Source organism: Streptococcus gallolyticus subsp. gallolyticus DSM 16831 (assembly GCF_002000985.1).
GTDB classification, from domain to species: Bacteria; Bacillota; Bacilli; order Lactobacillales; family Streptococcaceae; genus Streptococcus; species Streptococcus gallolyticus.
In genome coordinates, this window is the sequence record NZ_CP018822.1 from 2,360,047 (window position 1) to 2,380,406 (window position 20,360).

Sequence of the window (20,360 nt, forward strand, 5' to 3'; positions counted from 1 at the left end):
CCACTTTTTTGTGCAGGGTGTATATTATATCTTCCCATTATCCAACTCCTCTAAAAGCTCAATAAGCCGTGGTATTTTTTGTTCAATTACTCGTAAAACTGCTTGACTAGTGTTCAAATTATCATCAACCAAAGCCGCAGTTGCTAACGTCTGTAGGTCATTTAATTCTGATATAATGTCATCAATCATTTTTCTACTCCTAAAAATAATAAAACGTCATCAATTTTGTAGAATACGGTGCGCGTGCCTTCGATTGGTGGCATGTATCGTTTTAGCCCAGCATCTTCCCAACGCTTCACCGTGCCATACTTGATATTTAATTCTGTTTGTAACTCGTCCTGTGTAATTAGCCCTAACATTTTAGGCTTAGGTTTCTGATAATCATCTAAGAAGTCTTCAACAATTTTCAACATTCCTGTTTTCAAATCGTTCTCGCTCTCTCTGCTCAAACTAAACATAGTTACACCTCTTCCAATAATTGCTTAACAAGCTCCCTAGACTTTTCAGGGTCTGAATTGGCTAGCGCTGTAATGCGTTTCTGTTCCTCGTTGACTTGGTTTATGAGAGGGTTTAAGATTTTCATCAGTTCTTCTTTTGTTTCTGCGATAAATACGCCGTTAAGGTCTTTGTTTCTCAATCCGCCTACTGACAATTTATGTTCAGAAGCAAACCTACTGATAATCCCACGCGCCCCACGTACTGACAAATTCAGACCGTTTAGAAGCTCTTTAGTTGTCTTTGCGTTCTCTTCACCGATTGGCAACCGTCTTAATAGTTCTTTTTCTTTCTTTGATAATGTCATAGCAATATCTCCACTTTGTCACCTAGCTGAATAATTTGTTCTTGGATTTCAATGTCATTGGCTTTCAACGTCTTAACAACGTCTATAGTTTTTTCTAGCGTATCAGCAATGATAATAAGATTATTTGAGAGTTGCTCCATCGTTAAAGCTGTTACTTCCTCGAAAGAAAGACCAGCTAGGTTATAACGTGTTTTCTCTAGTTCTGTTTTAATGTCTTGAATATTGATAATGTTATCTGTCATGGCAATATTTCTCCTTTATCTAGCTTAGCAATCTGATTTTTAACCCATGCTGCTCTATCTTCTCGCTGTTCCAAGTGTTTGAATTCTGCCAATTCGGCAAAAGTGGCACGTTCATTGATAAGGTCAGCAATTTTATTTAATTCTTTATCTGTCATGGTCTGTCTCCTAATCTGAAAATGAATAGCAACCTACAAAAGTTACTCTATCGGCTGGTATATTATGCTTACATGAATAACATTCAGCACTTAACTCCCCTGTCAGCTTCTTAAAATAGTCCTCGTTGTGGTCTGTACTCTTTTCAATGTCATCTAATGTTACAGACACCTCAAATAATGCATAATCCTTTAAACCGTAAATATAGGCAAATGCTCTTGCTAACATAGGACTTTCAGCAAGATAAACAACATTATCAGCACCAACATGTAAGCCATTTTCTTTTATACTAGCTAGGTTGGTAAATTGTGAATAGTGATATAATTTCATGTCATGTCTCCTTAATTGTAATAACGTCCTCTAAGTTGAATATAAGCCCCATACCGTTCTTTTACATGGTTGTCAGGTATTTCTTCCTTAACTTCTTTTGGAGCTTCTAAAGGCTTGATTTTAGCTATTTCAACGCCAATTAGGATAAGAATAGCCATAATAAGCAACTGTGCCCATATTGGTAAATTGATTTCTTGGTATATCATGCCTTAACCTCTTCCTTCTTGCCTCTTACTGGTAAACCGTTAACTGCTCTATAGACAATATCGGTTGTAATTTCATAACCTAGGGCGTTCCAAGCCTGCTCAAAGGTTTCTGCGAAACCTGTATAAATGTTGTGGTACGTAACCATTACATCGGCAACAATCACCCAAGCCGTTGATTGGTCGTACATTGCTTTGAAAAATTCCTCTGCTCTTTTTTTGGTTTCGTCTCGTTTTTTAAAGACCGCTTTTTGTTCGTCTGTGTAATGGTCTAAACTAAATGGATTTGCTTTGTTTTCTACGCCTTTAAATTTCATAATTATTTTTCCTTGTCGCCTTTCAATGTTTTTTCTTGTATATACTTCCTTGTTGTTAGTTTTAAGAGTTCTCGCTCTCTGTCTGGGCAAAATGTTTAAAATCTGCTATAATAGACACATAAAACCTTTTTAATAATGGCTTGCCTGCTTTTTATTAATCGTGTTTTATTTCCAACTCAAAGGCTTGTTAGAGTGGTGTCTGCTAAGCCTTTTTTCTTTGCTCTCACGCGCCTTGTGAGAGCTTTTCTTTTTGTCTAAAGACCAGTGTTTTAATATCCTGATAGCTAAAATTCAGATTGATTAGAGCTATTGCCATGTCCTCTAATGCTTGGTACTGCGCTAACTCAATACTATTCAAGCAATCAATACCAGTTTCCCCACCTCGCTTAGCGGTTAGTTGTGTTTTGTTATAGCCCGTAACACCTTTTAGCAAAAGATTGTAAACAGTAGAATAAGCCATTTTAGGGGCGTTCTCCCAACGGTTGATAGCTTCGTTTAGTGCCAAGCGTTTAGGTCTTTCGGAAGCTCGCTCTATCCTAATCTTGGTTAACTCGTCCCTCATCTCAAAGAAAGCACCAACTAAATTCTTTTTAAACTCTCTTACTGGTTTGGTGTTATCCAAGTAAGTGATAAGCAATGTCGCTTGCTGTTCGTTTAAGTGATAGATTTTTCTAGGGCGACCGCCTAAAGAACCTTTGCTAGGTTTACGGATTTCAAATCCGAAAACCCCAAACACCTCTAAATCATCTTTGTGATTTCTAATTAAGCTTTGTACTGTATCCTGTTTCAATTCAGCACATTCAGCGATAATCTCGCTTGTCGTATACGGCTCTTTTGCACCGTCTAAATAAACTGGATTCATTTCTGACCTGCCTTTCTAGTCTTGATAAAATAGTTCATCAATGGTGATATCCGGTTTAATTTCAGCAACCATTGACTTAATCGCCAGACGCTCTTTGTCATTAAAGGGCGTTTTTTTGGTCTCTTTGTTATTGTAAGATTGCAAAGAGATATTCAGCTTGTCAGCCATTGCTTGTTGTGTTAGTCCAAGCATGACACGATAGCCTTTAAGTTTACTCATAGATTTTCTCCTTTCTGTTAAAACTCCTCCTCATAGATTGAAAATATGAAAAGTTTTAGTGAATTTTTTGTGCAACTCATGTTGCTGTTTTTGATTATAGTGCACTTTTTATTCAATGTCAATAGTTTTTTGAAAAAAATTGTATTTTTCGTTCACTTTTTTCAAAAAATGATTTATAATCAATCGTGAAAGGTCGTGAAATTATGAATAGATTGAAAGAACTCAGAAAAGAAAAAGGCTTGACCCAACAAGGTCTAGCCGATGAAATAGGTATCACAAAAAGAACTTATATCTATTGGGAACAAGGAGAACGCCAAATCAAACCAGACAAGGCAGAAAAGCTTGCTGACTTTTTCGGTGTATCAGTGGGCTATTTACTAGGCTTCACCACAACGCCCAAGCGATACGATGACGAACAAATTTTTGAGAATAAAGAAACAAAAGAATTTCTTGTTTTTTCACCTAAAGAAAACTATGAAAACGAAAAAACAAAAATTGAAAATAAAATATTATCTGTTTTACAATCTGAATTGGTTATTATTAGCGATAAAGATATACAAAACATTTTTAATTATATTGATAGTGTAAGATTGGATAACCCTAATACATATCAGGGCAAAAACTTTACTAACTTACTTCTGAAAAAAGATAGTGATGTTTCAACACTTATCAAACAGTTAAAAAATGACGGCTTTAGTTTAGTGTTTGATAAAATTGACTAACCCACGCGCCAACATTTGCCAACATTTTGGCTTACAGTAGCGCTCAATTTTGAGCTTTGCTAAACCAAGTGTAGTTACAAAGGGAACTTTTCCCCTCTAATTTAGGGGCGGAACATTATTCTGTTCCTTACTACGGATAATCTCCGTAGTATCCTTATTTCAATATCTCGCTATTTCTATACTATGATTTTCTATGATTTCTAACCTGTCCTAGATATTACATAATAGGTCAGGTACCGCCCATTCTGTCCTATATTTGCCAACAAAAAGGAGTACACTATGAAAAAGATATTTAACAAGCCATTATGGTTTTATTTTATTGCCTACTTGGCTCTTCTAGCATTTGCAAGACGGTTTTTACCACCACTTTATAAAGTCTTTTATGCCATTGATGATTTCTGTTTAGGGGTTATGTCGGTTTATATTGCTTATCAGATTTTCAAGCTCTTACGCAAGCTATATAACGATACAACTGATTACCTTGACGAGGATGAGAATAACAACAATAATTTTTAATACAATTTTCGGTCAGCTCTATATTAAATCTGTCCGACATTTTCTAATATGGAGTACCGTTTTGTTACGTCATACACTAGGATTTTCTCGTATTTTCTAGTATTTTACGGATTTTAAATCCAAGTATTTCTAACCTGCTATCCCAATTTTAACCGTATGGAATTCCATACCTTTATTACATTCTATCCAACATTTCCCAACAATTCATATAAACCTAAAACCTTTTTAATAATGGCTTGCCTGCTGTAGAAAGGTTTATCATGAATATCAAAGAAGTTATTAAAAAAGACGGTACTAAAGTATACCGCTCAAATGTTTATCTTGGAGTAGATAGCATTACAGGAAAGAAAGCACGGACAAGCGTAACCGCACGAACCAAGAAAGAGCTAAAACAAAAAGCAAAACAGGCAATTACTGCTTTCATCAATAACGGATACACAACTAAAACCAAGACCAACATAAGGACTTATAAAGAGCTTGCTTATCTCTGGTGGGATAGTTGCAAAAACACCGTAAAAATAAATACAAGAAAAGCTGTAGAAGGACAAATTAGGGTTCACCTATTACCTGCCTTTGGTGATTACAAATTGGAAAAGCTAACAACTCCCATTATTCAGCAACAAGTCAATAAATGGGCGAACGATTACAACAAAGGGAAAAAAGGCGCTTACAAGCATTACAACCAATTACACGCGCTTAATAAACGAATTTTGCAATATGCTGTCATCATGCAATTGATACCGTTCAACCCTGCGCGTGAGGTGATTGTTCCACGTAAAAAGCAAACAGAAGAGGTTAAAATCAAATTCTTAGACAAGCAAGAATTAAAACAGTTTTACGACTACTTGGATACGCTAGACAAATCAAAATATTATAATCTATTTGACGTTGTCTTATACAAAACTTTGCTTGCTACTGGTTGCCGTATCGGTGAGGTACTAGCTCTTGAATGGTCTGATATTGACTTGGATAATGGCTATATTAGTATTAATAAAACACTAAACCGAGATGATGAGGTAAACTGTCCTAAATCTAAAGCTGGTTACCGTGATATATCCATAGACAAAGCGACAATACTCATGTTGAAACATTACAAGAATCGCCAAACAATCCAAGCATGGCAACATAAACGAACTGAAACAGTTGTATTTTCTACGTTCGTAAATAAATATGCTTCACAGCCAGCATTAAGAAGACGATTAGAACGACACTTAAAAAATGCTGGTGTATCCTACGTGGCTTTCCATGGTCTGCGACACACTCACGCTACCATTATGCTAAATGCTGGTATACAACCAAAAGATTTACAATATAGGTTAGGTCATAGCAATATCAGCATGACACTTAACACGTATGTTCATGTCACAAAAGAAGGTGCTAAAAATTCAGCTAGTTTCTTTGAGTCTGCTATTAATAGTCTGGGGTAGTAAGAGGGGCAACAAATCGCACTAGGTAAACCGTAAACCCTTGATATAACAGCGTTTAATTGACCCAAGCACCATTTTGCGATAAAATAAATACAAAATTAGATAGAAATGGACTGACTAACATTATGCCACGTTATGGTAGACCTCCAAGAGGCGGAAACGGTATTTTCACCGCTATTATCGGAGTTATTATTCTTATTGCTTTGCTTGAGAGCCTTTTAGAAATCATTTTACCTATTGTTCTTATTGCAGGGGTTGGGTATGGTGTTTATTATTTGGCAACCAAGCAGACACGACTTGAAAAAGTCAATACCGAACAACGTTTACAAGATTTAAAAGATAGTATTAGACTGGCTGACCGCCAAGTTAAACTTTTGGATAATTACCTTGATGAAAAAGATTACACGCAATATGTTGTCGTTGCGCGCCAGCTATTGCCCAAAATCCGCAACATCAAAACTGAAGTCACTGACTTAAAATCTAAAATGGACCTCAAAATCTCTAAACGTATCCTTCAGAAAGCAGAGAGTGTCGAGGAAGATATCTTGTTGCAACTGGAAAAATTGGACGTTTCACCAACAACACCGCAAGCTTCAGGTGAAGAAAAAGAATTGCTTCAATACGCTCCCGAGTTGACCAAGCTTTACAACAACATTCAAAAAGACCACTTAACCATTCTGGAAAAGATTGAAAATGCGGATAACAAGGAAGAATTAACCGCCCTTCACGAAGCAGACATGGAACGTTTTCGAGATATTTTAGAGGGTTATCTCAAAATCAAAAAATCGCCAAAAGATTATTACAATGCCGAGGAACGTTTGGCACAGGCCAAAACAGCTATGGAAAAATTTGACTTGGCATTAGACGAAACCTTGAGAAAACTGAACGAAAGTGATTTAAAAGACTTTGATATTAGCCTTCGTATGATGGCTGACGATGACACAAACTTATAATGTTGCCTTGCACATAAAGGAGAATTCTAATGGCTGATACTTTCAACTTTGATATTGATAAAATTGCTGAAAATGCGATTACAAAAACAGATAAAACAACTGAAATTATTGTTTCAAGCGACACCAGCTCAACAGGACAAGTCTCATTCTACGACAAATTGTCACCTGAACAACAATCAGCAATTACAGCTAAAGCACCTGCTTTGGTTGATAATTTCGTTGCTGACCAAAATGCTCTTCTTGATTTTGGAACATCAGCTGTTGAGGAAGTCAACACGACTGTCAATCGCATTTTGTCAGAGCAAAAGAAACTTGAAATTCCTCAAGTAGATGAATTGCTCAAAAACACCAACCGCGAACTAAACGGCTTTATCGCCAAATACAAAGACGCTAAACCTGCTGAGCTTGAAAAGAAACCAAATTTCTTGCAAAAACTTTTCAAACAAGGTAAAGACACTTTGCAAGAATTCTATTTTGATTCGCAAAATATTGAACAAAAAATGGATGGCATGGCTGCCGCTGTTGTCAAACAAGAAGAAACCTTAGCACGTAACATTGTCTCTGCTGAAATGCTTATTGAGGACAATAACAAATCTATCGAAAATCTTGTCGGTGTCATTGCTTTCATCGAAGCCGCTCAAACCGAAGGTGCCAACCGTGCTAACCAATTGCAAAACGAAATTGCTACGCTTGATAGCGCAACGCCTGAATACCAAACAAAATCAGACGAATTGGCACGCATGACCGAAGTTATCAATACATTGGAACAACAACACACCGAATACCTCAGTCGCCTTTATGTCGCTTGGACAACAACGCCACAAATGCGCAACATGGTTAAAGTGTCATCAGATATGCGTCAAAAACTTGGTATGCTACGTCGCAACACCATTCCGACAATGAAATTGTCAATTGCCCAACTCGGTATTCTACAACAATCGGTCAAATCTGGCGTAACTGCTGATGCTATTGTCAATGCTAATAACGCTGCGCTTCAAATGCTTGCTGAAACAAGCAAAGAAGCCATTCCAATGCTCGAACGCACAGCACAAAGCCCAACCGTTTCAATCCAATCCGTGACCGCACTTGCTGAAAGCCTCGTCGAACAAAATAACGGCATTATTGCTGCAATCGACAACGGTCGAAAACAGCGTGCTCAACTCGAAGCAGCCGTTGTCAAATCTGCTGAGACAATCAACGATTCTGTTAAAATTCGTGACCAAAAAATCGTTGAAGCTCTCCTCAACGAAGGTAAAGAAAGCCAAGAAAAGGTCGAAAAGAAAGACGTCACACCAGAAAACGACTAAGAGAATCGCCTAGTGTAATGCGAGCAACTCGCTATCAACTAACTGCAACATCATAAAAATTACCAACTGCCTTGCTCCTCACTTTAAGGAATAGGGCAGTTTTACTTTTCCAAACAAACTACCAGACTTAAAACCCTGATTTTCTCACAGATGATTACGCTTTTACTAACCACAATACTAGCCAACTACATTCTAAAATTAAAAGGCAAGCTAGGAATTTCATAGAAATTCTATTTCTCATCCATTTTTCTTGTTATTAATCCAAAATAGACTTGAAGTCCAAGCCACGGCATAAAGAAACGAAGCTGACATACGTGTTCAACTTCGTTTTATTCTTATAGTTGTTCTTTGAAACTATTCTTTTTTCTAATTAGTAGATTATTAACTTTAGTCAAATAACATTTCCAAGCCACCAGACCAAACACAGTAAGTGGAATTCCAAGAATAACAAGGTCAATAGAAGCTCGTAAATCTGCCCCATTAATCTCTGCATAGAGTATTTCACAGACACTTGAAAGTAAAAATATCGTTATAATTTGTAAGTATCCATTTCTCTGAAAAATCAACGATGTATAAAATAAAGCATCTAATATGACTAATTCAATATAAGCAATAATTAAAAAAGAAATAAAGTTGAAAATTAAGCGATCTGAACCATTTAAAATTGCAAAATAAAGATTATATATTGCTCCAACACAAATGATTATAGCTATCTTCCTTAAAACTTTTGACATTAAGCCTCCAAATATTCTAAAAATTGTTTCTTATATTTACGAGTGACAACTAGCTCTTGACCATCACTCAATGCAATTAATATTTTCCCATTTAGAGCTGGAAGAATTTTTTCAACAGCTAAAATATTAACGACAAATGATTTACTAATCCTAACATAAAATCTACTAAATTCTTCTACCTCATAGAGTCTATTTTTTAGCAGAACTGTCATATCGGAAGAATAAGCGTAAACTTTATCTCCAATTCCTTCAAAATAAAGAATACTTTTATAATCACATTTAACTAAAATATCACCATAGCCATCTTCCTGCTTATAACCAATAATATGTCGATAACTAGGGTGAAAATTTGTTTCAAAAAAATCAATAACTTCCTTGTCAGAATAATTGCCAAAAATAAGTGAAATATCCTTAGGTGACTTTTCATCAATAACAACTGAAAGAGGTAAATCCTTCCAAGCTGCCAATCTTTTTTTAAGTTCTAAAATATCACCAAAATATTTTTTTATTTCCATAAACAATTCTTTCTAATTCATTTGTTCTCTCTTTTGTAAATAGACATATAGCAGAGTAAAAATAACAAAGTATGCTAGTAAATTTCCAACTGAATTAAAAGCTAATCTTTTATGCGCCAACAGACACCACCCAAGCTTAGCATAATTATAAGATGGTAAAAGTACTGCTAAATGTGACAAAAATTTTGGCATTGCTGCAACTGGCATCCATAGCCCTCCCAAAAAAGATAACATCAAATATAAAATTGTCCCTATGGGTTGTGATAAACTTCCTAGTCTACCAATTAATAGTGCTAACATTAAAAAAACGACACTAGCTAAATTTAAAACTAGTCCTATTTTTAACGACAATACCAATCCCAAGTTAATATCTTTATAGAAAAATGCTAAAACAAACATCAAAAAAGTAAAAAACAATGATATTGTTAAGTAAGAAAAAATATGACTTAATCCATAATAAAAGTAATTAACAGGGGAAACTCGTATATAAGTGTACCATTTTTTACTTCGTTCATCTGCAACCTTTGTCCCTAAAAGATTAATAGCATTTCCCATGATACCAAATGAAATCATTGAAATCAAGCAATATTCCGACCAAGGAACACCGTTAACATTAGCATTATTTGGAAATATCGCTGTGTAAACAATATAAAATAGTATCGGTAAAGCTATAATGAAAAAGACATATTTTATATCTCTAAAAACACGTTTTATATCAAGAAGAATCAAGAATATCATATTACGAACATCAATCATTTTCCAAAACCTCCATAAATAATTCACGCAATGTCTTTTGTTTTTTGTTCAACAATCTAACAGAAATATGATTATCAAAAACAACAGTATCTATATCGGAATCGGTAAAAAGGAGCTCGTCATTTTCATATTTAAAAATCAAATGATTCATTGCTTCTAATCGTTTTTCAGTTATACTTGATTTTTCTAGACTATATAAGGAATTATTCTGCAACTGCTTATTGATATCCACCATTTTATGATCCAACTTAATAAAGCCTTTGTCTAATACAACAATTCTGTTGCAAAACTCTGATACCTCTTCTAAATCATGGCTAATTAGAATAATTGTCAAATCAGATTCAAAAGAAAAATTGATTAAGGTATCCCAAAAAGCTCTCTTCGATACAATGTCCATTCCCACAGTTGGTTCATCCAAAATTAAAATTTTAGGATTACTTGCGATTGCTGTCGCGAATTGCGCCCTTCTTTGTTGCCCACCTGATAAAGTATTACAATATTTATGACGCTCATTAGATAAATTAACAGCTTCTAAAATTTCTTCTGAAGTTTTTGAACTGTTAGAAAAGCGCCTAATCATATCAATCCATTCGATAACTTTCATACGTTCAGGTACCGAAATTTCTTGAAGCATAACTCCAGCATCCTTTTTTACATTAAAATTTCGAATAACTTCACCTTCATCTTGAGTAATTAGTCCTAATAAAATTTTTGTTAAAGTTGATTTTCCTTCTCCATTTAGTCCCAAAAATCCAACAATATCTCCCTTATTAACGGTTAAATCAACTCCTTTTAGAACCTTTTTTTCTCCAAAAGACTTTTTTATCCGTGTTAATCTAAAAAGTTCTTCACTTACCACAATTCCCTCCAAGTAAACAAATTATTTTTTTAATAAAATCTTTTTGTGTCTGATTATACAGCGGTTCACTTGTTTTAGCGAACTCATCACTAAGGTATAACGCAACTAGGTCTTCTTTAAATTCAAGTATTTTGCTATTTGTACCAATTCTAATAGGGATATAATCATAACCTCTATAAATCTCTTCTAAGTATTTAACAACTTTACTCTCAAAATTTTTTATTAGCTGATTTTCTGATACAACAATATATAGTTCTACATACTTTTTATAATACTTACAAAAACAAAACGAGTAATATATTCCTAAGTTGCGGAACTTATGCATTTTTTGATTAATAGTATTTGTAAAATCCTGTAAGAAATAAATACTACTCAAATTAGGAAATTCAGTCATTGGTATCATCATGTAACGGTAAAAGAAATTAACGCCATTATAAGGAACCATTCCTTTGTCCACATGCGTTTCTCTTTTTGAATCTTTATTGATGAGAAAGTTCTTTCTAAAGTTTGAAGAGCTAGAAACTCCTTCACTACACAATAGGTAACTAAAATTATTAATTAACTGAAAAGCATCATAAAATTCTAGAAAAGTCAGTTCATAATTTTCTTTCTTACCCTTAATAGTTTCTAACAGTGCTCCAGAAGTCTGATTTGATAGAGCATCTTCTTGTTTTATTTCTGATAAGGCTAACTTAAAACCTGATTCCGTCAACCACTTTTGTGAATTTATAAAATCACTCAATTGATCTAAATTAAAAGTTTTATCAAAACATTGAAATTTAATATAATCACATGTTGTTACAGCCCTTAACTTTGAATCTAAAAACGGGTATAAATTAATTATCTCACGCATCACCATGTGTTCAATGCAATGGAATTGTTTTTGCCCAAAAGATGGTGTTGTTTGAAAAATAAAATATAAGGTATTGTAAGGAAATAATGTTCCCCGCTTCAAAGAATACATCTCTACCATGTTCCCCAACTCCCATCTTTAGTAATAAATAGACAATTCACTAAACTTTCATTAACTCCATCAATTCCTAATACTTTTTCAACTTTAAAATCATCTGTTCCACCAATAAAAGTACTAACTAGATTATATTTTGTTGCAACCAATGATATATTCTGAGCCATTGCCCCTGCTTCTAATAGTAAGTATCTATAGGCACGCGCATCATATTTAAAAGTCATACGATTAAAAATAGCAGTTGTAAAGAAAATAACAGACGGATTTTCTAAATTTTGTAACATCATGATATATGAACCAATATCAAATACTTCTTCATCGTCAGAAATGAGTTCAATAGCATTAAGAGATGGTCTATAATGGTATAATCCTCTTTTTATTTTTCCACAATCCTCTAAAATCAAACCGTATAATTCTAGTGGATACAATGCTCCTCCTGATGGTGTTACACGTGTTCCTTTACAATTCACCCCATATCCAGACCAAAACAAATCAGAAACAATCTTTTCTGTTAAAGCACTTGATTTTATAGGAATTTTAACTTGAGAACGCCTATAATATAAACTTCGCATTAAGGTATCATCTGTTCGTTTTTTTAAAGTAATTTTTGGAAAAAGCGGATATTGTTTTTCTACAAACGAACTCGCTTTTAAAAAGTTAGGATTATTTAATAAAACCCTTGATTGAAACATATTTCTCAGCAAATACTTTTTACTATGCTTTGTATTTTGGTGAAATAATTGTAATAACTTATTGTTCTGAGAAATTTTTTGAGCATAATGATTACTAATCATTGTAAATTTAAAATTTTCCATATTTACTCCTAAGGGAATGGATGTGGCACAAGCGGCTGAGGGTTATGGAGTTCTTCGGCTGTTCGTTTCCCTTGTAAAATTAAATTCTGATCAATTTCTTCTAAACGTTCTGATTTTAAAATATCAATAAAATTTGGCTCAATATCTAACATATTAGGAATCAAAGTTTTTCCAACAAGCCACTTAAATGAGCGCAATTCACAAGAAGTAACATCCACAAAATAAACTGCTTTGCCAATTCTTTTCACAGCATTAATAAAAAATTCAGCAATTTTTTTATCATCATCTGATTTGTGTTCATTAGGAATTTTAAAGGTACCACCATTATCTAAAAAAGCTAAATGTTTTGTCATGTTATCAGAAATATATAGTAATGAATGGTCTTGATATTCTTTGATTTTTGAATAATCTTCAAAATTTTCTCGCTTACTATCTAGAATTAATGCTGCGTATCCAATAATACTTTGAGATAATTCAATCAATGTCTTTTCACAAGCTTCTAACCATGTTTTTCTAACACTCGCTCCCACAACACAGCCTCCATTTGGGAAAGAAGCTATACCAAATATTGCAGGAACCTCCCAATCCATTTCCATTTGATAAAGTTTAAAATTAATATAAGGGGATTTAATGTATTTATTAAAAAAATTTTTTAAGGTTTCATTTTCTTCGATAAGTATTCTACGGCAGGGCAACTGCCTACGCCAAATGTACTGGAATGCATCACGTTCTAATATTTCTGCTATCCCTTTCCACAAACATTGATTTAGATTTTCTCCACAAGCAGCTCCAGTCGAAGTAGTAATCCATGCTTTATCATTGCTTCTATATGTCAAATAAACACTATCTACTGGCACACCAACTTCTGAATTATGAATACAATCAATCGCCTTCATCCACTGATAATGCTCTATACAACTATCGGCATTTGGATTAAAAACCGTTGGGGCAATTTGGGTAAGGACATCTGAGTAGTTAATCTTTTCTCTTGGGTGAAGACATGAATACCGTTCAATATACTCACCAATAGCCGAATTTTCTGCAGCTTGCGCTGTAACTCCTGCGCCACTTGCATTAAAACCTGCTGTAAAATAATTCCCCCCAAAAGCCATTTTCACATGTATCCGTGGCAACCCAGCAAAAGTTGGCAAATTATAAATATTCTTTATTAAACCGTATTTCTCATCAACAAATATAGAATTATCTGCTTTAGTTACTGTCATTTTAAGTTCACCTCAAAAATCTGCTCATTTTGTTCGCTAGCAGGGAAACAAAGCTCACATTCTGGATGCTTCAACAAATAATGCTCTTCCCACATTCCCTCTAAAAATTGATAAGAAAGAACCTTCTGAACATTTTCAATCTCAATTGCTACCTCTTGAGAATTCAAAATTTGTTTTACCACTTGCGCCTCTAAAAAAGAGAAACCAAGATTTAAGATTTCACTTGTGATAACTTCCTCGTTTCTATCCGAGATAGCTGTAAATTTAGATAAAATATGACCATAAAAGTTATTATCTAACTCATGCAATCTCATACATTTTAAACAAGATGTTTGATTGGGAATAGTATAAGGACCAACTATGACCTCAAATTTTGAAAACAACAAACTATTGTAAGGAATACCTTTCTCAAACATGATTTCATTTAATTCGAGATAATGTTTTGTATTGTCTTCCCTACCAATTATCAATCCAAAATCATATTTTTCTGAATCATCACTGCCTATTTCCAACTTTTTAAAACGTGATGGGAAATGATTTAAATAGATATCAACTAAATCAGATTCACCACAGATACCAATCGTATAGTCTGAGAAAGAACTCTGTTTTTTCCCTAACCCCATATCCTTCAACTGTTCTTCAAATGTTTCAGGCTCTGAAAATGCCTTAATAGAATTTAAAAAATTCAACAATTGAGACTTCAGGGGAGATTTTTGATTATCGATAGTAAAATTTCCTTCTTGAATTTCATTCCAATACTTAATAAATAAAGTATCTGAAATATTTTTAAACTCGTAGATATTAGATTTATCCTTAACGTAGATTTTATTATTTTTATCAACTATATAATTTATATCACTTCTCATTTTTTACCCACTTATAACCATAAAAAAAGTGCTATAGGTAAAAACAGCTTCAAACTATAGCACTTTCTGTTTACAACTACATCTGCATAGGTCTGATTAGACGCAACAGCAACAACATGGACAGCAGCATAGGGTAACGCTCCAGTTCATTTGATCACTAGCCAAAAAGTCATCTGTATCCAATTTTTGAACTTCTAAACCAACTTTTTGATAATCATTCAGTTCTAGTTGTTCCATAGATCTCTCCCCTTTCTAAAACAAGAACAAAATACCATAAATCAAACCGTACAAAATGCTAAAAGCGATTATTAACCTCTTATACTTTTCCATACAATATCCTCTTCTCATCTAGATTTGTCATCTCTGACAATTTTATTGTACAACTGATTTTTTCTATTTGGAATTTTTTCAATATAAGATGCTAAATTCTAACAATAAGATGCATTTTAATACTCTTTTATGATTACGCTTTTACCAACCACAATACTAGCCCATCAAATTTGCTTTGTGTTATAATGTTCTTATGGATAAACTTATAAAATCAATTTCAAAATCTGGTTCTTTCCGTGCTTATGTGCTTGATAGCACTGAGACGGTTAGAACTGCACAAGAAAAACATCAAACACTTTCTAGCTCTACTGTTGCCCTAGGTAGAACACTTATTGCCAATCAAATCCTAGCTGCCAATCAGAAAGGAGACAGCAAAGTAACCGTCAAAGTTATTGGTGATAGCTCACTTGGTCACATTATCTCTGTGGCTGATACTAAAGGACATGTCAAAGGCTACATTCAAAATACTGGCGTTGATGTTAAAAAAACCGCTACTGGCGAAGTCATGGTTGGACCATTCATGGGTGCTGGTCAATTCGTTGTCATCACAGACTACGGTACAGGTAACCCTTACACTTCTTCAACACCACTTGTCTCAGGTGAAATCGGTGAAGATTTGGCTTTTTACTTGACTGAATCTGAACAAACACCTTCTGCCGTTGGGCTTAACGTTCTTCTTGACGACAATGACAAGGTCGAAGTCGCTGGTGGCTTTATGTTGCAAGTCCTTCCAGGTGCTTCTGAAGAAGAAATCAACCGCTATGAAAAACGTATCCAAGAAATGCCTGCTATTTCAAAACTTTTGGAATCTGACGACCACGTTGAAGCTCTTTTAAAAGCAATCTATGGCGAGGATGAGTACAAAGTCCTTGCTGAAGAAGAAATCGGCTTCAATTGTGATTGTTCACGTGAACGTTTTGAAGCTGCTCTTGTCACTCTTGGCAAAGAAGAACTCAAAGCCATGAAAGACGAGGACCACGGTGCCGAAATTACTTGCCAATTCTGTGGTAAAACTTACAACTTCACCGAAAATGACTTGGAGGGATTAATCAATGACTAAACTCAGCTCATCATTTATGATTGGTGATGTTGAAATTCCTCACCGTACGGTGCTAGCACCCATGGCAGGAGTGACAAATTCTGCCTTTCGTACGATTGCAAAAGAATTTGGAGCTGGCTTAGTTGTCATGGAGATGATTTCTGAAAAAGGTCTCCTCTACAATAACGAAAAAACTCTTCACATGCTTCACATTGATGAAAATGAGCATCCAATGTCAATCCAATTATTTGGTGGTGACGCAGACGGACTTAAACGCGCAGCTGAATTCATCCAAGAAAATACCAAAGCTGACATCGTTGACATCAATATGGGCTGCCCTGTGAATAAGGTTGTCAAAAATGAAGCAGGCGCAAAATGGCTCAAAGACCCTGATAAGATTTATCACATTATCAATGAAGTCACTTCTGTTCTCGATATTCCATTGACTGTCAAAATGCGTACTGGCTGGTCAGATAGTGAGCTTGCTGTTGAAAATGCACTTGCTGCCGAATCAGCTGGTGTGTCTGCCCTTGCTATGCATGGACGTACCCGTGAGCAAATGTACACTGGAACATGTGACCACGAGACACTTGCTCGTGTTTCAAAAGCCATTACCAAAATTCCATTTATTGGAAACGGTGATGTCCGTAACGTTCACGATGCTAAATACATGATTGAAGAAATCGGTGTTGATGCCGTTATGGTTGGACGCGCAGCCATGAACAATCCATACATCTTCACCCAAATCAATCATTACTTTGAAACAGGCGAAGAACTGCCAGACCTTCCATTTGTCAAAAAATTGGACATCGCAGAAGACCACCTCAAACGTCTCATCAACCTCAAAGGTGAAAAAATCGCTGTCCGTGAATTCCGTGGCTTAGCCCCACACTACCTCCGTGGTACCGCTGGCGCTGCCAAAATCCGCGGAGCTGTCTCACGCGCAGAAACCATCGACGAAGTCAAAGAAATCTTTAACAGCTTACGATGATTGAGAAATTTCACCGATAACAAACCCAAAAACAGCTGCTAAGTTAAACTTAGCAGCTGTTTTTATTTTATTATTAAGCAATATCAAATTTGAGTTGCCCTTTAGAAACGCCGATTTTAAGGGTATTTCCACTTGCCAATTCGCCTGATAGAATAAGCTCTGATAATTCATCTTCAACTTTATCTTGCAGAGTACGGCGGAGCGGACGAGCTCCCATTTCTGGGTCGTATCCAATTTCGGCTAAATATTTCAATGCTGATGGTTGGAATTTTAGCGTAATATCTTTTTCAGCTAGTGTCGCAATCAATGGTTTAACCATGATTTTCACGACATCACGCATATTTTCTTGAGTTAAGTTGTGGAAAACAACCTTTTCATCAATACGGTTGATGAATTCAGGTCGGTAAGCTTTTTTGAGTTCTTCCATGATGCGTTTTTGCATTGCCTCATAATCATGAGCCATATCACGCGCACCAAAACCAACTGTCTTTTCATCACGCAAAGCGGTTGCTCCAAGATTTGACGTCATGATGATAATCGTGTTTGAAAAATCAACTTTACGACCACGACTATCCGTCAGCACACCGTCATCCAACACTTGGAGAAGCACATTGAAAATATCTGGGTGGGCTTTTTCAACTTCATCAAATAGAAGCACAGAATAAGGTTTGTTGCGAACTTTTTCAGTCAATTCGCCACCTTCTTCGTAACCGACATATCCTGGAGGAGCTCCGTTAAGACGGCTCGCCGCAAATTTTTCCATATACTCAGACATATCAAAACGGATAAGAGCAGATTCATCATCAAATAGCAATTCTGCTAGTGCCTTAGCCAACTCTGTTTTACCAACACCCGTTGGGCCCAAGAACATAAACGACCCAATCGGACGTTTGCCTGTACGAATGCCCGCTTGATTACGACGAATAGCACGACTAATCGCTGAAATAGCTGAATCTTGGCCAATCACACGCTTATGGAGTTCTTTTTCGAGGTTCAAGTATTTCTTACTATCTGCCTGTGTCATTTTCTCAACAGGAATACCTGACAAACGACTGAGCGTTGCCATAATATCATCTTCTGTCACAGCAGTTGGTTTACGATTTGGCTTCTTGCGTGACTCTTTCAGCAATTTCGTTGCCAATTTGAAATCACCTTCCAAAATAGCTTTATCAGCAGGTGTCAAAGTAGCTGGCGCTTCTTTTTTCACCAGACCTTGAACCGTTGCACTTGCTTCATCAAGCAAATCAATCGCTGAGTCAGGAAGATTTTTACTTGTCAAATAGCGATGCGCAGCTTTGACAGCCGTTAAAACAGCTTCGTCAGAAATCACCACATTATGAAAATCTTCATATGATTTCTTTAACCCAAGCAAGATTTGGTAAGCATCTTCAACACTTGGTTCTTCAATGGTAATCTTAGCAAAACGGCGAGAAAGCGCCGCATCTTTTTCAAGATGTTTTTGATATTCTTCTTGCGTTGTCGCACCAACCATATGAAGCGTACCACGCGCAAGCGCTGGTTTTAGAATATTAGCCGCATCCAAAGTGCTGTCAATTCCAGAGCCTGAACCCATAATCGTATGCACTTCGTCAATGAAAAGAATAATATGACCGTCTTCCTCAATATCTGAGATGATTTGGTTCATGCGTTCTTCAAAATCACCACGGAATCGCGTACCAGCCACAACGCTCATCATATCAAGCTCTAAAACACGCATGCCTTGGAGTTCATACGGAATCGCACCATTGACAATTCGCTGTGCCAAACCGTAAGCAAGAGCCGTTTTACCAACACCAGCTTCCCCTACTAAAACTGGATTGTTTTTCGTTTTGCGGCTGAGCACCTGCACCATACGAGAAATTTCTTTTTCACGACCGATAACAGGCTCTAATTTTCCTTGACGTGCCATCTCTGTCAAATCACGCGTGAAATCTGACAAATCCCCCGCTGTTGACTGTGGTTTCATCATTTCAGAAAAAGCACCGCCCATTGTCGATTTTTTCGGCTTACGAAGTTCATGAATAGCTTTGATATTTTCCTTTGTAAAACCAGCATTACGTGCCAAACTCTTACGCAAATCAATCAAACGAACAGCGTCACCGTCTTCTTTGTTTTTAAAACCAGCAACTTCTAACAAACGTGTGGCAAATAAATCAAGGTTTAACAACATCGCATAAAGCACGTGTTCTGTCCCGATTTCGTTACCACCAGTCACCTGACAAATAGACTCAGCAAATGCTAAAACATCACTAAGAGCTTTAGATTGCTCTACAAAATGAACTCTGTCAACATCCGTTAACGGTGATTTCCCAATGGCTAAAACAGCTGCCGCTTCATACTCTTCATAGACGATTTTAGTTTGGTATTCCGCAAATGTTAGCCCTGCGACTGAGTCATGGATAGCAACCATGGCTAAAAGGACGTGCCAACTTTCTAAATATGGGCTTTCAAAACGCGCTGCTTGGTATTGAGCAACACTGAAAACCTCTTGCATTTTTATCGAATACTCACTCATAAATGGAATCCTTTTCTATCTAATCTTTGTAAAATTTTCCGCAACATACGTGCCCTAATCTCTGGAGCATCTTTGCCAAGAACATCATCCGAAGCCGTTGCTAAAATCAAATTTCCTTCACGTTCAGTAATGATTTTTTCATCAAACAGCAACTGAATCAAATCCGTGAAAACCTGCTCACTAATACGTTCACCAATGTTTGCCATAAGATTACCAAACATTTGATGTTGATCTGAAAAACGCACTCTGGCAATGCGGATATAACCTCCGCCACCACGTTTACTTTCGACAGTATAACCACGACTTTCCGTGAAACGCGTTTTAATCACATAATTAATCTGGCTAGGAACAACTTGAAAGGTATCTGCCAAGTTTGACCGCTTAATTTCAGCAATACCTGATTGGGCAAGTAATTGCTTAATGTATTCTTCAATACTATCAGATGTATTTTTTGCCATTAGCTTCCTCCTTTTCAAGATTAATGACCATTTCCAAATGGACTATCTTTGACTATAACTGACTATCATTATAACAAAAATATCCTTTTTAGGGGAGAATAAGCCCTACTAATTTAGATAAATTTAATATCTCCATCTCGAGTTTCATAAAAATAAAGGCAATCTATCCAATACAGCATTTTGAGCGAATTCAGCAAGCAAAAATTGAGTACTCTAACACCCCAACTGTGTACGCTTTG

General features: G+C 35.8%; 28 protein-coding genes. 7 read left to right on the forward strand and 21 right to left on the reverse strand.

What is annotated here, in order from left to right:
- Positions 1–24: 24 nt before the first annotated feature.
- From BTR42_RS11770 to BTR42_RS11810, 10 genes are all read right to left on the reverse strand, one after another.
- Positions 25–189 (reverse strand): flagellar biosynthesis protein FlgC, encoded by a 165-nt coding sequence (locus BTR42_RS11770; protein WP_077497860.1) that lies wholly within the window; start codon positions 187–189, stop codon positions 25–27.
- Positions 186–458, reverse strand: a complete 273-nt coding sequence (locus BTR42_RS11775) for a hypothetical protein (RefSeq protein ID WP_077497862.1) — start codon at positions 456–458, stop codon at positions 186–188. Before BTR42_RS11775 ends, BTR42_RS11770 begins: the two co-directional genes overlap by 4 nt.
- Before the next feature lie 2 nt (positions 459–460).
- A complete protein-coding gene (locus BTR42_RS11780; RefSeq protein WP_077497864.1) occupies positions 461–802 on the reverse strand; it encodes a hypothetical protein in 342 nt (113 codons plus the stop codon).
- Complete coding sequence (locus BTR42_RS11785) at positions 799–1,044, reverse strand: hypothetical protein (RefSeq protein ID WP_077497866.1); 246 nt, start codon at positions 1,042–1,044, stop codon at positions 799–801. The genes BTR42_RS11780 and BTR42_RS11785 overlap by 4 nt, the downstream gene beginning before the upstream one ends.
- Positions 1,041–1,199 carry a hypothetical protein gene (locus BTR42_RS12715; RefSeq protein ID WP_167367617.1) on the reverse strand — a complete coding sequence of 53 codons (159 nt, stop codon included), beginning with the start codon at positions 1,197–1,199 and terminating at the stop codon, positions 1,041–1,043. Before BTR42_RS12715 ends, BTR42_RS11785 begins: the two co-directional genes overlap by 4 nt.
- 10 nt (positions 1,200–1,209) lie before the next feature.
- Positions 1,210–1,527 (reverse strand): hypothetical protein, encoded by a 318-nt coding sequence (locus tag BTR42_RS11790; protein WP_077497868.1) that lies wholly within the window; start codon positions 1,525–1,527, stop codon positions 1,210–1,212.
- An 11-nt stretch (positions 1,528–1,538) separates the two neighbouring features.
- Complete coding sequence (locus BTR42_RS11795) at positions 1,539–1,733, reverse strand: hypothetical protein (RefSeq protein WP_077497870.1); 195 nt, start codon at positions 1,731–1,733, stop codon at positions 1,539–1,541.
- Positions 1,730–2,047 (reverse strand): hypothetical protein, encoded by a 318-nt coding sequence (locus BTR42_RS11800; RefSeq protein ID WP_077497872.1) that lies wholly within the window; start codon positions 2,045–2,047, stop codon positions 1,730–1,732. Before BTR42_RS11800 ends, BTR42_RS11795 begins: the two co-directional genes overlap by 4 nt.
- A gap of 223 nt (positions 2,048–2,270) precedes the next feature.
- Positions 2,271–2,909, reverse strand: a complete 639-nt coding sequence (locus BTR42_RS11805; RefSeq protein ID WP_077497874.1) for a Rha family transcriptional regulator — start codon at positions 2,907–2,909, stop codon at positions 2,271–2,273.
- 15 nt (positions 2,910–2,924) lie between these two features.
- Positions 2,925–3,128, reverse strand: coding sequence for a helix-turn-helix transcriptional regulator (locus BTR42_RS11810; protein WP_003066809.1), 204 nt, complete (start codon positions 3,126–3,128; stop codon positions 2,925–2,927).
- A gap of 185 nt (positions 3,129–3,313) precedes the next feature.
- Between BTR42_RS11810 and BTR42_RS11815 the strand changes: the two genes are divergently transcribed.
- The 5 genes from BTR42_RS11815 to BTR42_RS11835 all read left to right on the forward strand — a co-directional run bounded on the left by BTR42_RS11815 (position 3,314) and on the right by BTR42_RS11835 (position 8,053).
- Positions 3,314–3,850 carry a helix-turn-helix domain-containing protein gene (locus tag BTR42_RS11815; RefSeq protein WP_412080112.1) on the forward strand — a complete coding sequence of 179 codons (537 nt, stop codon included), beginning with the start codon at positions 3,314–3,316 and terminating at the stop codon, positions 3,848–3,850.
- 279 nt (positions 3,851–4,129) lie between these two features.
- On the forward strand, positions 4,130–4,366 hold the full coding sequence (locus BTR42_RS11820) for a hypothetical protein (protein ID WP_077497878.1): 237 nt from the start codon (positions 4,130–4,132) through the stop codon (positions 4,364–4,366).
- Positions 4,367–4,626: 260 nt separating this feature from the next.
- Complete coding sequence (locus tag BTR42_RS11825; RefSeq protein ID WP_077497880.1) at positions 4,627–5,793, forward strand: tyrosine-type recombinase/integrase; 1,167 nt, start codon at positions 4,627–4,629, stop codon at positions 5,791–5,793.
- Positions 5,794–5,918: 125 nt separating this feature from the next.
- Positions 5,919–6,746, forward strand: coding sequence for a hypothetical protein (locus BTR42_RS11830; protein WP_009855124.1), 828 nt, complete (start codon positions 5,919–5,921; stop codon positions 6,744–6,746).
- A gap of 29 nt (positions 6,747–6,775) precedes the next feature.
- On the forward strand, positions 6,776–8,053 hold the full coding sequence (locus BTR42_RS11835) for a toxic anion resistance protein (protein WP_061458149.1): 1,278 nt from the start codon (positions 6,776–6,778) through the stop codon (positions 8,051–8,053).
- Between the two features lie 335 nt (positions 8,054–8,388).
- Here BTR42_RS11835 and BTR42_RS11840 read toward each other — a convergent pair whose 3' ends face one another.
- The 9 genes from BTR42_RS11840 to BTR42_RS12720 all read right to left on the reverse strand — a co-directional run bounded on the left by BTR42_RS11840 (position 8,389) and on the right by BTR42_RS12720 (position 15,025).
- Positions 8,389–8,787: a hypothetical protein gene (locus BTR42_RS11840; RefSeq protein ID WP_009855126.1), complete on the reverse strand. Its 399-nt coding sequence runs from the start codon at positions 8,785–8,787 to the stop codon at positions 8,389–8,391.
- Positions 8,787–9,302: a LytTR family DNA-binding domain-containing protein gene (locus BTR42_RS11845; protein ID WP_009855127.1), complete on the reverse strand. Its 516-nt coding sequence runs from the start codon at positions 9,300–9,302 to the stop codon at positions 8,787–8,789. The genes BTR42_RS11840 and BTR42_RS11845 overlap by 1 nt, the downstream gene beginning before the upstream one ends.
- A 12-nt stretch (positions 9,303–9,314) precedes the next feature.
- Positions 9,315–10,058: an ABC transporter permease gene (locus BTR42_RS11850; RefSeq protein ID WP_077497882.1), complete on the reverse strand. Its 744-nt coding sequence runs from the start codon at positions 10,056–10,058 to the stop codon at positions 9,315–9,317.
- Entirely contained in the window at positions 10,051–10,917 is an 867-nt protein-coding gene (locus BTR42_RS11855; protein WP_077497884.1) for an ABC transporter ATP-binding protein, read from the reverse strand. The genes BTR42_RS11850 and BTR42_RS11855 overlap by 8 nt, the downstream gene beginning before the upstream one ends.
- The gene (locus BTR42_RS11860) at positions 10,907–11,890 is read right to left on the reverse strand and encodes a hypothetical protein (protein ID WP_077497886.1); all 984 of its coding nucleotides are present in this window, start codon (positions 11,888–11,890) and stop codon (positions 10,907–10,909) included. The genes BTR42_RS11855 and BTR42_RS11860 overlap by 11 nt, the downstream gene beginning before the upstream one ends.
- On the reverse strand, positions 11,884–12,699 hold the full coding sequence (locus BTR42_RS11865) for a SagB/ThcOx family dehydrogenase (protein ID WP_077497888.1): 816 nt from the start codon (positions 12,697–12,699) through the stop codon (positions 11,884–11,886). Before BTR42_RS11865 ends, BTR42_RS11860 begins: the two co-directional genes overlap by 7 nt.
- Before the next feature lie 8 nt (positions 12,700–12,707).
- Positions 12,708–13,922: a YcaO-like family protein gene (locus BTR42_RS11870; protein WP_077497890.1), complete on the reverse strand. Its 1,215-nt coding sequence runs from the start codon at positions 13,920–13,922 to the stop codon at positions 12,708–12,710.
- Positions 13,919–14,788 (reverse strand): hypothetical protein, encoded by an 870-nt coding sequence (locus BTR42_RS11875; protein ID WP_009855133.1) that lies wholly within the window; start codon positions 14,786–14,788, stop codon positions 13,919–13,921. The genes BTR42_RS11870 and BTR42_RS11875 overlap by 4 nt, the downstream gene beginning before the upstream one ends.
- Positions 14,789–14,884: 96 nt before the next feature.
- Positions 14,885–15,025, reverse strand: a complete 141-nt coding sequence (locus BTR42_RS12720; protein ID WP_012962614.1) for a hypothetical protein — start codon at positions 15,023–15,025, stop codon at positions 14,885–14,887.
- Positions 15,026–15,311: 286 nt separating this feature from the next.
- On the opposite strand from BTR42_RS12720, the gene hslO reads away from it, so the two are divergent.
- Complete coding sequence (gene hslO, locus BTR42_RS11880; RefSeq protein WP_009855134.1) at positions 15,312–16,178, forward strand: Hsp33 family molecular chaperone HslO; 867 nt, start codon at positions 15,312–15,314, stop codon at positions 16,176–16,178.
- The gene (gene dusB / locus BTR42_RS11885; RefSeq protein WP_009855135.1) at positions 16,171–17,148 is read left to right on the forward strand and encodes a tRNA dihydrouridine synthase DusB; all 978 of its coding nucleotides are present in this window, start codon (positions 16,171–16,173) and stop codon (positions 17,146–17,148) included. The genes hslO and dusB overlap by 8 nt, the downstream gene beginning before the upstream one ends.
- Positions 17,149–17,221: 73 nt before the next feature.
- Here dusB and BTR42_RS11890 read toward each other — a convergent pair whose 3' ends face one another.
- Both BTR42_RS11890 and BTR42_RS11895 read right to left on the reverse strand, forming a co-directional pair.
- Positions 17,222–19,663, reverse strand: a complete 2,442-nt coding sequence (locus tag BTR42_RS11890) for an ATP-dependent Clp protease ATP-binding subunit (protein WP_077497892.1) — start codon at positions 19,661–19,663, stop codon at positions 17,222–17,224.
- Complete coding sequence (locus tag BTR42_RS11895) at positions 19,660–20,121, reverse strand: CtsR family transcriptional regulator (protein ID WP_003066826.1); 462 nt, start codon at positions 20,119–20,121, stop codon at positions 19,660–19,662. The genes BTR42_RS11890 and BTR42_RS11895 overlap by 4 nt, the downstream gene beginning before the upstream one ends.
- Between the last annotated feature and the right edge of the window lie 239 nt (positions 20,122–20,360).